The organism is Salinarimonas rosea DSM 21201 (genome assembly GCF_000429045.1).
GTDB lineage: Bacteria > Pseudomonadota > Alphaproteobacteria > Rhizobiales > Beijerinckiaceae > Salinarimonas > Salinarimonas rosea.
This window is the reverse complement of the sequence record NZ_AUBC01000030.1, coordinates 1-14,170: the sequence shown is the minus strand read 5'-3', so window position 1 is coordinate 14,170 and position 14,170 is coordinate 1. Positions and strand designations below refer to the sequence as shown.

17 protein-coding genes are annotated in these 14,170 nt (G+C 70.4%); 10 read left to right on the top strand and 7 right to left on the bottom strand.

Annotated features, from left to right (window positions below):
• Positions 1 to 141 precede the first annotated feature (141 nt).
• From G407_RS0118820 to G407_RS30700, 5 genes are all read left to right on the top strand, one after another.
• Entirely contained in the window at positions 142 to 1,203 is a 1,062-nt protein-coding gene (locus tag G407_RS0118820) for an NAD(P)H-dependent flavin oxidoreductase (protein ID WP_084327634.1), read from the top strand.
• Between the two features lie 30 nt (positions 1,204 to 1,233).
• Entirely contained in the window at positions 1,234 to 1,413 is a 180-nt protein-coding gene (locus G407_RS31855) for a hypothetical protein (RefSeq protein ID WP_156917638.1), read from the top strand.
• Between the two features lie 615 nt (positions 1,414 to 2,028).
• The gene (locus G407_RS32800) at positions 2,029 to 2,385 is read left to right on the top strand and encodes a YjiS-like domain-containing protein (RefSeq protein WP_043540180.1); all 357 of its coding nucleotides are present in this window, start codon (positions 2,029 to 2,031) and stop codon (positions 2,383 to 2,385) included.
• Complete coding sequence (locus tag G407_RS0118810) at positions 2,382 to 3,578, top strand: ABC transporter substrate-binding protein (RefSeq protein ID WP_156917637.1); 1,197 nt, start codon at positions 2,382 to 2,384, stop codon at positions 3,576 to 3,578. The genes G407_RS32800 and G407_RS0118810 overlap by 4 nt, the downstream gene beginning before the upstream one ends.
• Positions 3,579 to 3,628: 50 nt before the next feature.
• The gene (locus G407_RS30700) at positions 3,629 to 4,369 is read left to right on the top strand and encodes a class I SAM-dependent DNA methyltransferase (protein WP_052341573.1); all 741 of its coding nucleotides are present in this window, start codon (positions 3,629 to 3,631) and stop codon (positions 4,367 to 4,369) included.
• 10 nt (positions 4,370 to 4,379) lie between these two features.
• Here G407_RS30700 and G407_RS28675 read toward each other — a convergent pair whose 3' ends face one another.
• The gene (locus G407_RS28675) at positions 4,380 to 5,447 is read right to left on the bottom strand and encodes a GlxA family transcriptional regulator (RefSeq protein ID WP_052341572.1); all 1,068 of its coding nucleotides are present in this window, start codon (positions 5,445 to 5,447) and stop codon (positions 4,380 to 4,382) included.
• A 110-nt stretch (positions 5,448 to 5,557) separates the two neighbouring features.
• On the opposite strand from G407_RS28675, the gene G407_RS0118795 reads away from it, so the two are divergent.
• The gene (locus G407_RS0118795; RefSeq protein ID WP_029032066.1) at positions 5,558 to 6,646 is read left to right on the top strand and encodes a class I SAM-dependent methyltransferase; all 1,089 of its coding nucleotides are present in this window, start codon (positions 5,558 to 5,560) and stop codon (positions 6,644 to 6,646) included.
• Positions 6,647 to 6,660: 14 nt separating this feature from the next.
• A complete protein-coding gene (locus G407_RS28670) occupies positions 6,661 to 7,857 on the top strand; it encodes a flavin-containing monooxygenase (protein WP_084327633.1) in 1,197 nt (398 codons plus the stop codon).
• Positions 7,858 to 7,887: 30 nt separating this feature from the next.
• On the opposite strand, the gene G407_RS0118785 is transcribed toward G407_RS28670, so the two are convergent.
• The 3 genes from G407_RS0118785 to G407_RS28660 form a co-directional block, all read right to left on the bottom strand.
• A complete protein-coding gene (locus G407_RS0118785) occupies positions 7,888 to 8,283 on the bottom strand; it encodes a response regulator (protein ID WP_029032065.1) in 396 nt (131 codons plus the stop codon).
• 18 nt (positions 8,284 to 8,301) lie between these two features.
• Complete coding sequence (locus G407_RS30695; protein WP_052341571.1) at positions 8,302 to 8,703, bottom strand: response regulator; 402 nt, start codon at positions 8,701 to 8,703, stop codon at positions 8,302 to 8,304.
• A gap of 211 nt (positions 8,704 to 8,914) precedes the next feature.
• Positions 8,915 to 9,445: a TetR/AcrR family transcriptional regulator gene (locus G407_RS28660; RefSeq protein WP_052341570.1), complete on the bottom strand. Its 531-nt coding sequence runs from the start codon at positions 9,443 to 9,445 to the stop codon at positions 8,915 to 8,917.
• 122 nt (positions 9,446 to 9,567) lie between these two features.
• Between G407_RS28660 and G407_RS28655 the strand changes: the two genes are divergently transcribed.
• The gene (locus G407_RS28655; protein ID WP_029032064.1) at positions 9,568 to 9,807 is read left to right on the top strand and encodes a hypothetical protein; all 240 of its coding nucleotides are present in this window, start codon (positions 9,568 to 9,570) and stop codon (positions 9,805 to 9,807) included.
• On the top strand, positions 9,800 to 10,288 hold the full coding sequence (locus G407_RS0118765) for an ester cyclase (RefSeq protein ID WP_084327632.1): 489 nt from the start codon (positions 9,800 to 9,802) through the stop codon (positions 10,286 to 10,288). Before G407_RS28655 ends, G407_RS0118765 begins: the two co-directional genes overlap by 8 nt.
• Before the next feature lie 67 nt (positions 10,289 to 10,355).
• Here the strand turns inward: G407_RS0118765 and G407_RS0118760 are convergent, their stop codons facing one another.
• Both G407_RS0118760 and G407_RS0118755 read right to left on the bottom strand, forming a co-directional pair.
• Entirely contained in the window at positions 10,356 to 11,828 is a 1,473-nt protein-coding gene (locus G407_RS0118760) for a winged helix-turn-helix domain-containing tetratricopeptide repeat protein (RefSeq protein ID WP_169728807.1), read from the bottom strand.
• 245 nt (positions 11,829 to 12,073) lie between these two features.
• Complete coding sequence (locus G407_RS0118755; RefSeq protein ID WP_029032061.1) at positions 12,074 to 12,982, bottom strand: class I SAM-dependent methyltransferase; 909 nt, start codon at positions 12,980 to 12,982, stop codon at positions 12,074 to 12,076.
• A gap of 305 nt (positions 12,983 to 13,287) precedes the next feature.
• On the opposite strand from G407_RS0118755, the gene G407_RS0118750 reads away from it, so the two are divergent.
• Positions 13,288 to 13,794 carry a cupin domain-containing protein gene (locus tag G407_RS0118750; protein ID WP_043540179.1) on the top strand — a complete coding sequence of 169 codons (507 nt, stop codon included), beginning with the start codon at positions 13,288 to 13,290 and terminating at the stop codon, positions 13,792 to 13,794.
• A 9-nt stretch (positions 13,795 to 13,803) separates the two neighbouring features.
• On the opposite strand, the gene G407_RS0118745 is transcribed toward G407_RS0118750, so the two are convergent.
• A partial coding sequence (locus tag G407_RS0118745) for an IS5 family transposase (protein ID WP_029032059.1) occupies positions 13,804 to 14,170 on the bottom strand: 367 nt, incomplete at its 5' end.

Below are 14,170 nucleotides of genomic sequence, written 5' to 3'. Positions count from 1 at the left end.
ACCTGCGCGCGATCTCGAAGTAGGTTTCGCATATCCGTCGACGGATTCATGATGCTCGATTTTCGCCCACCTCCGGGGTGATCCGCGGGCGGTCGCGGCATAGAGGTCCCTCCGTTCACGAGAAACGGAGACGACCCTGCCATGCAGACCGCCACGACCGCCCCCGCCGGGGTCGCGGAGGGCGCGCGCATCCGCACGCGCATCACCGAGCGCTTCGGCGCATCGACCCCCATCCTAAACGCCGGCATGGTGCTGATCGCCGGCCCCGAGCTCGCCGCCGCCGTCTCCAACGCGGGGGGGATCGGCACGATCGGAGCGACCATGGTCCCGCCGGAGGGCCTGCGCGGCATGATCCGCGCGACCCGCGCGCTGACCCCACGGCCCTTCGGCGTCGACCTGATCGGCCAATTCGTCGAGCCCGCCCACGTCGACGTGCTGCTCGAGGAGCGCCCGGCGCTCGTCATCTTCTTCTGGTCGGCGCCGCCGGCCTCGACCATCGAACGGCTGAAGGCCGCAGGCGTCTGTGTATGGATGCAGGTCGGCACGGTCGCCGAGGCCCGTGACGCCGTCGCCCTCGGGGTCGAGGCGCTCGTCCTCCAGGGCTCCGAGGCCGGCGGGCACAACCGCGCGGAGATGACGCTCGCAACGCTTCTGCCGGCGATCCGGCAGGCCTGCTCGACGCTGCCGCTCGTCGCCGCCGGCGGAATCGTCGACGGCTGCACCATGGCCGCGGCGCTCGTCGCCGGCGCAGAGGCCGTGTGGTGCGGCACCCGCTTCCTCGCCACGCACGAGGCGAACGCGGCGGAGGGCTTCAAGAGCCGCGTCGTCGAGAGCGGGCCCGGCGACACCGAGATCTCCACCGTGTTCGGGCCGGAATGGCCCGGCGAGCCGGTTCGCGCCCTGGCGAACGCCGCGGTCCGAGCGGCGCGCGGGCGCGCCGCCGAAGCGCTGGAGGAGGCGCAGGGCGAGGTCATCGGGACGGTCGTTCTCGGCGGCGAGCGGCTGCCGGTGCCCCGCTACAGCGCGATCCTGCCGATCCGCGACATGGAGGCCGATCTCGACTGGGCCTGCCTCACCGTCGGCGAGGCCTCGGCGGTGATCGAGACGATCGAGCCCGCCGCGGCGCTCGTCGCCCGCATGACCCGGGACGCCCTCGCGCTTCTGCCCGCCTCCTCCCACTCCGCCACCTCCCGCGCTGCCTGACCGGCGCCTTCTCCGACCGGAGCGAAAGCCATGAGAACCTGTATCGGAATCGACTACGTCTGCCCGTCCACCCGCTGGGAGGACGTTATCAAGGGCCCGCCCGCAGCCGTCTCGCGCGCCCACGTGCGCCGGCTGCTCGCCTTCCGCGAGCCGCCGGCGGACCCGAGCCCCGCTGCCGTTGCGGCTTCGGCGCTAAAGAGGGCGGCGTGATGAACGGGCGAAACGAACCCGCCAGGCGCACCGCAAAACAGCTGAAGATCGCGATGGCGCTCGTGTTCCTGGGGCTCGCCGGCTGGTGAGCACGGGGTGGGACCGGGGCCGGGATCAACGCCGATCCGACCGTTGCTGGCGTTTGAGAAGCCGGCCTGAGCAACCCCCAAACCTCGAGTTATTCTGACCGACTGGCTGCTCTTACAGGCGGATCCGCCACGCTTCGTATCCGTCGGCGCGCGCGGCGCTGACCGGACCACCGCTGGGTTTAGCGATCACCGATGTCTCGACACGATTCGCAAGGACAATCACCCCACCGATTCGGACAAGACGGCAAGTAACCTAAGCGAATAAGCCTCTTTCTATATCGTTCTACCAAGCATATTGGGCAGAAACCGACCGCGCTAGACGAAGATTGGTCCGTTTTCGTGGGATCTATGGCATTCGCGCGCTGGCCGAAAACGTGCATATGAAGCGCGACGCGGCGCGCAGCTCTGCGATGACCGCTGCGCGTCGCGCTCATCGACCTTGCGCCATTGCGACGCGACCCGCAGACGCCCGGCTTTTGTGAGCCGAGGCGGACGGGCTGCCCGCGCACCAGGAAAGGAAGACGACATGTCCTTCTTCGTGCCACGCCGGCGCGTCGAGGAACACGCGCGCCCGCTTCCACGCCCCGTCCCGCCGGACGTGGCGACCGGATCCGCGCCCGCATGGGCCCCGCACACGCCGGCGACCGATCCCGCCGACGCGGCGCTCGAACCTTTCGGCGAGCCCGTCTGGCGCCCGGCTTGGCTCGTCGCCCTGCGCGCCGGGCGCGCCCGCCTCATGGCCTGGCTGCGCGCGCATCGCGACGCACAGCGGCTGCACGCCCTCGACGACCGCCTCCTCGCGGACATGGGGATCTCGCGTGGCCGAATCGACGCCGCCGTCCGCGATGGCGATTTGCATTCTCGGAAAGGAGAACGGAGATGATCAGGACCTGCATTCTCGCCGGCGTCGCCCTCGCGGCGCTCGGCGCACCCGCATCGGCGTTCGAGCCGGTGCGCGTCGGCGTGCTCCTCGGCTTCACGGGGCCGATCGAGACCCTCGCGCCCGCCATGGCGCGCTCCGCCGATCTCGCGTTCGAGGAGGCGACCCGCTCGGGTCGCTTCCTCGACGGGCGGGCGATCGAGGCGGCGCGCGCCGACTCGACCTGCGCCGATGCCGCCGCAGCGACCGCCGCGGCGGAGCGGCTGGTGTCGGTGGAGGAAGTCGCGGCCATTCTCGGGGCCGACTGCTCCGGCGCGAGCGTGGCGGTGGTCTCCGGGATCACGGTGCCGCGCGGCGTTCTCACGGTTTCGCCGGCCTCGACGGCGCCGGCTCTGAGTACGCGCGAGGATCGCGGCCTGTTCTTCCGGACGGCGCCCTCGGATGCGCGGCAGGGCGAGATCCTCGCAGCGGTCGCGCGCGAGGAGGGCGTCGAGGAGATCGCCATCACCTACGTCACCAACGACTACGGCAAGGGACTGGCCGACAGCTTCGCCGCCGCGTTCGAGCGGCTCGGTGGGACAGTCCTGATCAGCGCCGGGCACGTGGACGGCGCGGCGGACTACTCCGCGGAGATCGGCGCGCTCGCCGCGTCCGGCGCGGAGCACCTCGCCGTGTTCGGCTACCTGGACCAGGGCGGGCGCGGCGTCGTTCAGGCGGCCCTGGACACGGGCGCCTTCGAGCGCTTTGTCTTCGCCGACGGCATGTACGGCGAGAGTCTGGTGGAAGCCATTGGCGAGGATCTCGACGGCGCCGTGATCGGCACGGTTCCCGGCACGAGCGGCGCAGGGGCCGAGACGTTCCAGGCGATGGCGGAAGAAGCGGGCTTCGACGGGGCCAGCCTCTTTGCCGGGGAGAGCTACGACGCGGCGGCACTGATCACCCTCGCCATCGCCGCCGGCGGCGGCGAGGCCGGCGGCGGGACGCTCGCCGCCAACCTGATGGAAATCGCCAACGCGCCCGGGGAGCCGATCCTTCCCGGCGAGCTCGACCGGGGCTTGGAGATCATCGCTGAGGGTGGCGCGATCGACTACGAAGGGGCGAGCGGCGTCGAGCTGATTGGCCCCGGCGAGGCCGCCGGCTCGTATCGGGTCTACGGGGTCGAGGGCGGCGAGATCGTCACGCTCGACTTCCGCTGAGGCCTTCGGACGGCGCGCGCTTTCGTGCGCCGTCCGCATGGAGAGCCGACATGAGCACGCAAGATCCCTACGGCGACGTAATGGCCGAAGCTTACGACGCATTCGTCGAGGCCGACGCGCGGGAGGACCTGCAAGACTGGCTTGACCTCGCGCGCGCGTGCGCAGGACCGGTCCTGGAGCTCGGATCCGGCACCGGTCGGCTTCTCGTGCCGATGCAGGCGGAGGGACTCGACGTCGAGGGACTCGACGCTTCCGAGGCGATGCTTGCGCGCTGTCGCCGAAGAGCCGAGGAACACGGGCTGAGTGCCCGTCTCCACCATAGGAACATGACCGCGTTCACGCTCGACCGCTCGTTCGCGCTCGTCTTCTGCGCCGCCGGAACCGTTTCTCTCCTCGGCGACGGCGCGCTCGACGCGATGCTCGCCTCCACACGGCGGGCCTGTCGACCCGGTGCCCTCGTCGCGCTCGACGTCGACCTGCCGGGTCCGGCGCCCGACCTCGGTGATGAGCACCTCGTCCGCGACGTCCTGCGCCCCGACGGCGTTCGCATGACCTGCCGGCTTCGTGCGCTCGAGATCGGGGCCGACGGCGTCCATCGCTACCGGATGACCACGGAGATTACGGCGCCCGGGCATTCACCACGCGTCGAGGTTCGTCCGATCTCGTTCCGCCCGCGGACGCCGGAACTCGTGGCCAGCCGTCTCGCTCTCGCCGGCTTCGTCGACATCACGATCCGTACGGCTCCCGGTCGGAACGCTGAAGGTCGGCTCGTCGTCGGACAAGCGCGGTAAGGCCGGGAGATCACTCCCGCTCCTCCGCGAGCACCCTCTCCTCGCGCCGCCCCCCTCTGCCGCCCCTCCCGACCGCGATCGCCAGGCGGCGGCGATAGCGCGCCGGCGAGACGCCCGTGGCGCGCTTGAACAGGCGCCTGAACGACGCGGGGTCTTCGTAGCCGACCTGCGCCGCCACGGCGTCCGTCGGGAGGGCGGACGTCTCGAGCAGGTGCTTGGCCTCCTCGATCCGGATCGCCTGGACATAGGCAACGGGGGCGTACCCCGTGGCGGCCTTGAACCGCCGCTTGAAGGTCCGCTCCGAGAGGCGCGAGCGGGCCGCCATGCCCGCGACCGGGTGCGGCTCGGCGTAGTGGTCGGCGATCCATTCCTGCGCGGCCGCGATCGCGACGTCCTCGTGGCGGCGCGGGCGCATCATGGCGGCGAACGGCAGCTGGCCGTCCGAGCGGTCGCCGAGCAGGAAGGCGCGATCGAGCCGCAGCGCCTCGCCCTCGCCGCAGGCGCGCGCGACGAGCCAGAGCGCGAGATCGGCCCAGGACGCCGCGCCCCCGCTCGTCACGATCCGATGCTCGGGTCCCGCCGGGCAGAGAACCCGCTCCGGGCGCAAGCGCACCTGCGGATAATGCTTTCGGAACAGCGGCGCTGCGGCCCAATGCGTGGTCGCCTCCAACCCATCGAGGAGGCCGGCCTCCGCCAGGGCCAACGAGCCGGTGCAGACCGATGCGATCGTGGTGCCCGTCGCGTGACGCTCTCGCAGATAGTCGCACTCCGACGGCCAGCGACCCCGCGGATCGCCGTCGAGGTCGACGGCGGTGACGACGACCACCTCGGCGTCGGCGGCCTCGGCGCAGGACCGGTCGACCGCGATCGGCGGCCCGGCGCGCGAGCGGAAGCTCGCGCCGTCGCGGGAGACGATGCGCGGAGCGATGCGGCGCGTCGCGATCTCGGGCTCGCCGGTGAGCTGGCTCCAGGTCGTGCCGGCCGCGCCGAGCACCTCGGCGAGGCCGTAGAGCGTGCCGGGCGTCGTCTCCGGCAGGGCGAGGAGCGCGACCTCCAGGGGCGGCGCAGGCTCGATCATGGCGTCGTAGATGGCACGATCGAACCGGTCCTGTCCAATCCGCCCCTCGTCGGCGGCCGGCGCTCGCCGTACTCCTCCCCGCATCCCAAAACTGTTCAGGAGACAAAGGGATGACAGCTCTCGACACCCATTCCCGAACCGCCTTCGACGAAAAAGCCGCTGAGGTCTTCGCCGGGCGCGTCGCGACCATCCTCGACGACGGCGCCATCGCCGTGATGATGGCGCTCGGCCATCGCGCCGGCCTGTTCGCGGCGATGGCCGACGCACCGCCGTCGACCAGCTCCGCGATCGCCGAGCGGGCGGGCCTCGCCGAGCGCTATGTCCGCGAGTGGCTCGCCGCGATGACCGTTGGGCGGATCGTCACCTACGATCTGCAGGCCGGGACCTACACGCTCCCGGCCGAGCACGCCGCCTGCCTCGTCGACGGCGCGCCGCTGGGCAACTTCGCGATCTACGCCCAGCACGTCGCCCTCCTTGGCGCGGTGCAGGACCGGGTCCTGCGCTGCCTGCGAACCGGCGAGGGAACAGCCTACGGCGACTATCCCTGCTTCCACCAAATCATGGCGGAGGACAGCGCGCAGACCGTCGGCGGAGCCCTTTTCGACGCGGTGTTGCCCCTCGCCGAGGGGCTCGTCGACCGGCTCGAGCAGGGCATCGACGTGCTCGACGCGGGTTGCGGGCGCGGCGGCGTCCTGATCGCGCTCGCCGAGCGCTTTCCGCGCAGCCGGTTCGTGGGCTACGACCTCGGCTCCGACGCCATCGCCTTCGCCCGCGAGCGGGCCGAGGCGGCCGGGCTCGGCAACGTCCGCTTCGAGGCGCGCGACCTCACCGGCTTCGAGGAGCCGGGTAGCTTCGATCTCGTGACCTCGTTCGATGCCGTCCACGACCAGAAGGACCCGGAGGGGCTAGTGCGCGGCATCCGGGCCTCGCTGCGGCCCGGAGGCGTCTACCTGATGCAGGACATCGGCGGGTCGGCGCGGCTCGAGAACAATCTCGACTTCCCCATGGCGGCGATGCTCTACGCGATCAGCTGCGCCCATTGCACGCCGATCTCCATCGGCCAGGGCGGGCCGGGGCTCGGCACGATGTGGGGCTGGGAAACGGCGCAGGCTATGCTCGAGCGCGCCGGCTTCGCCGCGGTCGAGCGTCACGTCCTGCCGCACGATCCGATGAACGTCTGGTTCGTCGCGCGCACCTGAGATCGGAGACCGTCATGACGAGAGACGACACGCTACCGGCTCTGGTGATCGGGGCCGGTCTCTCCGGGCTCGGCGTCGCGCGCGCGCTCGCCGATTCCGGGATCGCCTGCCGCGTGCTCGAGGCCGAGGCGCGGCCGGGCTCGCCCTGGCGCGCCAGGCATCCGCAGCTGCGGCTCAACACGCGCCGGACGCTGTCGGCGCTGCCCGGCCGCGCGCTGCCGCGGGAGGCGGGCGCCTTCCCGCACCGGGACACGATCGCGGACTACCTCGAGGCCTATGCCGACACGCTCCCGGTCCCGATCGCCTACGGCGTGCGGGTCGCGCGCATCGCCCGCGACGGCGGCGCCTGGCGCGTCGACACGGACGCCGGGGTGATGCGCGCCCGCAACGTCGTGGTCGCGACGGGCCGGGACCGCGTGCCCTTCGTCCCGCGCTGGCCGGGCGCGGAGGCCTGGGCCGGGCGGATCGTGCATGCGCACGATCTGGGGCCGGTCGCGCGCTATCGCGGCCGGCGCGTCCTCGTCGTCGGGGTCGGCAATTCCGGCATGGACGCGCTCAATCATCTGGTCGGAGCGGCGACCGCCTCGCTGTCGGTCTCGGTGCGCGAGGGCCCGACGATCTTCCCCAAGCGCCTCCTCGGCTTTCCCGTGCAGCAGCTGGCGCCCATCCTCGCGCGGCTTCCCGTTCCCGTGCTGGACCGACTGCTTTCGGGGATGCAGCGGCTCGTCTTCGGCGACCTGCGACGCATCGGGCTGCCGAGGCCGGCCACGGGAGGCGCGACCCGCCTCGTCCAAGGCGGCATCGCGCCGGCAATCGACGACGGGGCGGTCGCGGCCATGAAGGACGGACGCATCGCCGTCCTGCCAGCCATCGCGCGCTTCACGCCGGACGCCGTGCATCTCGCGGACGGACGGACGATCCGTCCCGACGTCCTGATCGCGGCGACGGGTTACAGGTCCGGCCTCGATGCGATGCTGGACGGGCTCGACGTGCTCGACGAGCGCGGCTTCCCGCGGATCTCGGGACCGGAGCAGATTGACGAGGCGCCCGGCTTGTTCTTCGCCGGGATGAAGCCGGGGCTCGCCGGATTCTTCCACGAGGCGGGCCACGCCGGTCGGGCAATCGCGCGCGCGATCGCCCTGCGCGAGCGGCGCGCTGTGCTCCAGACGGATGCGCGCGTGGCCGTGTCTGAGGCCCGAGAGGCCGCATGACTCGCCGGCGCTCCACCCGGCGGCGCCCCCTCAGCTCTGCTCCAAGTCCCGGCCGCGCGTCCGCGCAGCGCGAAGCTTCTTGATCCTCTCGAGGACCGCCTTAGGATCGTGGGGCTTGGGAAGCGACGCACCCTCCTCGCAGATCGTCGCGGCGCGCTCGACCGCGCGCTCCGCACTGCCGGCGAGCAGGACGTCGATCGCGGGGTTCTCGCTTCGCAGCCACGCGACGAGAGAAAAGGCGTCCTCCGCGCCGGCGAGGCCTATATCGATCAAGGCGATGTCGATGCCGAGGTCCGCGTCAGCGACGAGGGCGCGGGCCTCTGCTGCGGTCGCGGCCTCGGCGACGCGCAGGCCGCATTCGCGCAGGAACTCGGCCAACTCCTTGCGGACGAGGACATCCTCGTCGACGAGGAGAACGGTATGCATGGCATTCCTCCGGGGTGCTTAGCCGTTCGAACGAGATTCGGCGACGAGCCGTTCCACCACGGCGCATAGGCTCTCCTCCGCCACCGGCTTACAGAGGAACGCGTCGGCGACCCAGGCTTCCTCGGGCCGCGCGTCGCCGGACATGACCACGACGGGCATACCCGGCCGGGAGCGCTTCACGCGATGCGCCAGCGTCAGTCCGTTTAGATCGCCGGGCATTCGGACATCGGTGACCAGAGCGTCGAGCGGCGTGCCGGCCAGAACCACGTCCAGAGCTTCGTCGGCTGTCGCGCATTCGATCACCTGCGCGCCACGCTCGCGGAAGGTCTCGGCTACCGAGAAGCGAATGATCGGTTCGTCTTCGGCCAGGAGGACGGTCAATCGCTCCTCCGCAGCCTTCGGGACGTTGTCCAGAACCATCTAGAGCCGCTCATTAAGAATGTTTCAGGCTGATGTGAGATTATGTTAGTGAACGGCGGAACAATCAAGAAAAACTTAGCTCAACGCTGGAAATTCAATTGAGATCTTCGCCGAAGCTAATGTTGATTCTAGCAGGGATTATCTTCGGTTCCTGTTCTACTCGCAATGCACGGCCATCCGGCGAATGGCCGAGCCTCGTCGGGGACCGACATCATCGATCATGGTTTGCCTCGCCTGCGGCCTCGGTCCACCGGTGCGCGAGCTGCGCCGCCGCCTCCCGCGCGAGGCCCTGGTCCGCCAGCGAGGCGAAAGTAGCGAACTGTACGACGTGCCCGATCGTGGCGCGACGGGCGAAGGCGTCTCCATCCCGCGACACGTAGGCCGCATCGAGATCGTCCGCCACCGATGCGGGATATTGACGCACCGCCCCCATCGGCCCTGCCAAGGCCGGCACCACGGCCTCGTCGCGGTAAGACACGGTCCACATGCGTCGCGTGGCGGCGTAGTAGCCGTAGAGCGCGCTCAGCGCCGCGCGTGCGCGCTCGGGCGCGGACGCCGTGTCCGACCACGAGCGCGGATCGGGCGGAGGGTTGAGGGCCAGCCAGTGCGAGGTGCAGGCTTCGAACAGCGCCTCCTCGTCCGGAAAGTGCCGGTAGACCGTGAGACGCTGAACGCCGGCCCTTTGCGCGATCGCGCTGATCGTGGCGTTGCGGGGTCCGAGCTCCTCGTGGAGAGCGACCATGGCCTCGACGATCCGCTGGCGCGTCTGCGCCTGCGATTCCGCCCGCTTCTGCCTTCGGAGCGCTGATTCAGGAGCCCGCCGAGGAGGCGGCCGCGATCCGCGCCGAGGCGCTGCGTACGGGCATGACGACCTGGTCCTCGATCGACGCGCCCTGGCTCGCCCAGCTCGATCGCGGCGCCTTCGGGCGCGCGCTCTCCGCGATCGAGCGGCTCGACCCGGAGATCGTGCTCTCGGGCCACCTGCCCTCCGCGCGGGGGCTCACCCGCGATCTCCTCGGCCACCTCGCCGCCGCCCAGGAAAGCGGACCTGTGGAGGCGCCCGATCACGAGGAGATCGGGCGCCTCGTCGCGGCTCATGCCTGAGCCGATCGAATCCACATCGCACGCCCCAAATTCGCAAAGGAGAAACGACATGTGCTGCAGTCTTGCCATCCAGCGTAACAAGGATGCCGTCGCCCGCTTCTTCGAAGGCACCCATACCGGGCACCTCGACGTCATCGACGAGACCGTCGCCGAGGACATCGTCACACACGGGTTTCCCGGAGGAAACCCGACCTCGCGCGAGACATACAAGGACTGGTTCCGCGGCTTCGCCGAGAGCTTCTCGAACATGAGCTCGGAGGTTCTCGCGACCGTGGCCGATGCGCATCGCGTGGTCGTTCATTGGCGTGTATCGGTCGATCATACGGGCCCGTTTGCGGGCTTGCCGGCGACCGGCCGCCGCGCGACCTTCGACGGCGTGGCGATCTACCGGATGCGTAACGGACTGATCGCCGAGACGTGGCTCTTCCCGGACACGCCGTCGCTCCTGGCCCAGATCGGCGACGCCCGAGAGGCGGCGTGAGGGCGCAGGAGAGCCGGCCCGCCAGGACGCGGGCCGGCCCGGGCCCGCGGAGCCGGATGCGGTCGGCTCACTTCACCCCCGCCTTGCGCAGCCCCTCCAGGAACGCCTCGATCTGGTCGCCGTCCTTGACGTAGAAGAGGCGGTCCCGCGCCAGACGGCGGGAAAAGCCGGGACGCATGCGCGACAGCGCCTGGACGGCTTCTTCCGCCTGGCGGCCGGCTTCGCAATGGCCGAGCGCGGCGACCAGGTTCGCATTCGCCCAGTAATGAGCGTTCGGCAGCTGCGTCGCGCGCCGCGCCCAGCGAGCGGCATCCTCGAAGGCTCCATCGAAGAGGTGGGCGAGGGAGCGATAGGACATGAATGCCCATCGAAAGGGGTCGTGCGGGCTCAGCTCGATGGCGGTCTCGAACCGCTCGATCGCCTCGTCGAGGCGGCCTTCGTAGGCGAGGGAATCGCCCATTCCGCAATGGGCGAGGGCGAGGCACGGATCGAGCCGCAGCGCCTCCTCGAGCGCGTCCATGGCCAGCTCGTACTCGCAGCGCGCGAGCCGCACCCGGCCGAGCACGAAGAACGTCGCGGCGTCCTGGTCGTCGCAATCCACACCCCGGCGCGCGAGATCGAGAGCCTCGTCCAGCCGGGCCCGATGGCGCTCGCCCTCGAAGTAGACCATCTCTAGTACGACGGCGTAGGCGAGGCGCGCGTAGGCGCTGCCGAAGGCCGGGTCCTGCTCGATCGCCTGACGCATCAGCCGCTGGCAGCGCCGATTGCTCTCCGCGGTGAACCGGTAGAACTCGAGCGACCCGAGCTGGTAGATCTCCCAGGCGCCCCGGTTCTTGCGGGGCTCCCGGGCGGCGCGCTCCTGCTCGGTGACGCCGAGCTCGGTGGCGATCCGCGCCGAGACCAGCCGCGAGATCTCGTCCTGGAGGGCGAAGATGTCCGCCATGTCGCGATCGAAGCTCTCGCTCCAGATGCAGCGCATGTCGCGGGCGTCCGCGGTCTGAACCGAGATCCGCACCCGGTTGCCGTCCCGCCGCACCGTGCCCGAGACGAGGTAGTCGGCGCCCGTCGCGGCTGCGACGTCGGCAGGGTTGTCGGCGGCGCCGCCGACTGCGATCATCGTGCTGCGCGGGACCACGCGCAGCCAGCGGGTCTTCGAGAGCGCCGTGATCAGGTCCTCGACCAGACCCTGGGCCAGAACCGCGCCCCGGCCGTCCCGGTCGAGGCTCACGCAGGGCAGCACCGCGATGGTCGGCCTGCCGGTCCGCCCTGTCGCCGCCGCGACGTCCTGCGGCTCCTCCCTCATCTGGTCCGCGCGGCCGCGGAGCCGGAAGCCGCGGCCGTGGACCGTGGCGATCATCTCCTGTGCGCTGCCGTCGTCGCCCAGCGCGCGACGTGCTGCGCGCACCTGGCTGCTCAGGGCCGCGTCGGACACGATGCGGTCGCCCCAGACCTCGTCGAAGAGCTCGTCGCGGGTGACGGTGCGGCCGGCATTTCGCGCAAGCACCCGCAGGAGATCGAAGGTTCGCGGCTCGACGGGCACGATCCGTCCATCACGGCGAAGCTCGAAGCGCCGAGGATCTAGCTCGAAGGGGCCGAATCGAAGGATCTCCTCCGGGACGGCGGGCTGCGTCGGGTCTCGAGTCGAGGAGCGGCTCATAACGGCTCTCCCCAATCCTGCCGAGGACAGGCGAGCCAGCGCGGCGGTCTCGATGCGCGCCTCGCCCGTTTCTCGACCTTACCAAGGCGCGGCACTCCGCCGCAAGCGGAGCCGCCGACTTTGGCCGTTCAGAGACCGGCGGCGGGGTTCAATGCGCTGATCACCCAGGACGAGCTCGGCATCACGATGCCGTCCGCCGCGGCGGCCTGTCTTCGTGTGGCGTCGGCGAGCGCTGCCTCGATTTCGGCGCGCCTGGCCTCGGCCCGGTCGCCGGCTTCCCGGAAGACCTCGCCGGCCGGGCCGATGGCGAGCTGGAACTCGATGGCGTCTCGCACGTCGTGGCCGATCAGCACCGGCGCGTCGACGCGCTCGAAGCGGATGTCCTCGTACCCGGCGATCTCCATCATCTTCCGCACGGTTTCCTCGTCGGCCATGGAGAACGGGCCGGGGCCGCAGGTGCGGGCGCCGTCGCCCGGCGCGGGCAGGTATCGCAGGACGATCTCCTTGGCCATCGAGAGCCAGGGATTGTCCGCCGGCTCCCGCCAGACGATGTGCGCCATGCGGCCGCCCGGCCGGAGCGCGCGGCGCATGTTGCGCAAGCCCGCGACCGGGTTGGCGAAGAACATCGTCCCGAACCGGGCGAAGACGAAGTCGAATCGTTCCTCGGGAAGCGCGATCTCGGCGTCGCCGCGCAGGAACCTGAGGTTCTCGACACCGGCCTGCTCCCGGTCGACCTCCGCCGCGGCGAGAAACGCGTCGCAGCAATCGATCCCGACGACCTCGCCCTCCGGGCCGACGATCCGCGCGAGCGCGAGTGCGGTGTCGCCGAACCCGCAGCCGACGTCGAGCACGCGATCGCCGGGCCGTACGGGGAGCTTCGGAAAGACCGCCTCGCTGTGGCGGGTCAGGCCGTCGACGAGGATGTGGCGGAAGCGGATGAATTTGGGCGCCAGGACTTCGTTCCAGAAACGCACGTATTCGGTGTCGACGGGGGGCGCCGTGGGCGGGCGGCTCCCGGCTTCATGCAGGGATGTCATCGTTCGTCTCCCTTGCTCGCAGTGTGGAGGCCGACGATAAATCAGAATCCGCTCAACGAGCTTGGGGCATTCGTGGGGGATTTTCAGAGAATTCGTGAGGTGCCTGCAGGGTAATAATCTTTGCCCCAGCGCCGCCGCCGCTCATGAAATCTCCAGACGAGGATCAAGGCTTCCCCAAGCGGGGTCGGGCAGCCCGGCCTAGGGTAGTGGTCGCCGGCGATCCCCGGGCGACCGCTCGTTGGCGCCGCGTTCCGAAGCTTTCAACGCCCGCATTCGAATGTGGGAAGATCAAGGGAGATGCTTCAATGACCCCGACCCGCTACGTAAAGCTGGCTCGAGACGTGACGTCCGCCGCCACAGCCGTCATGCTGCTGGTCCCGGCCGCGTTTGCCCAGGACTCCGCGCCGGCTCAGCCGCAAGACGATCACGTCCTGATCGAGAGCGAGGCTTTCACCTACGAGCCCGGGCCGCCCTCCCTCGCGGAGGGGGCCGAGTACTCCGTTCTCTACGGGGATCCTTCCGGCGAGGGCGTTTTCGCCATGCGCCTGAAGCTGCCGGACGGCTACCACATCGCCCCGCACTTTCATGGCCAGCCCGAGATCGTGACCGTCATATCCGGCACCTTCCGCATCGGATCGGGCGAGGAGGCTGACCCCAAGGCGACGACGGCTCTCGAGCCGGGCGGCTTCTTCGCCTATCCGCCGGGCTCGGCGCACTACGCCTATGCCGAGGGCGAGACTGTGGTTCAGCTCAACAGCACCGGGCCGTGGACGATCACCTACGTGAAGGACGAGGACGATCCACGCAGCTAGGATGCGGACTCATTTCGTAGCCAGCCAGATCCGGATGGCTGCGAGCTTGAGCGCGGCGAGGAAGTTGTGGGGCGAGCGGTCGTAGCGGGTGGCGAGGCCGCGGAAGTGCTTGATGCGGTTGAAGAAGCGCTCGACGAGGTTTCGCTGGCGGTAGACCCAGGAGCTGAAGGGGAAGCTGCCCTTTCGGATCACGCGGGGCGGGATGTTCGCCCAGGCGCCGCGCTCGGCCATCGTCGCGCGGATCGCGTTCGTGTCGTAGGCGCGGTCGGCGACCAGGATGGCGCCTTTCGCGACGAGCGGAAGGAGCTGCTCGCAGGCCGGCGCGTCACCCGCCTGCCCGGCGGTGAGCACCAGGCGAACCGGCCGGCCTTCCGCG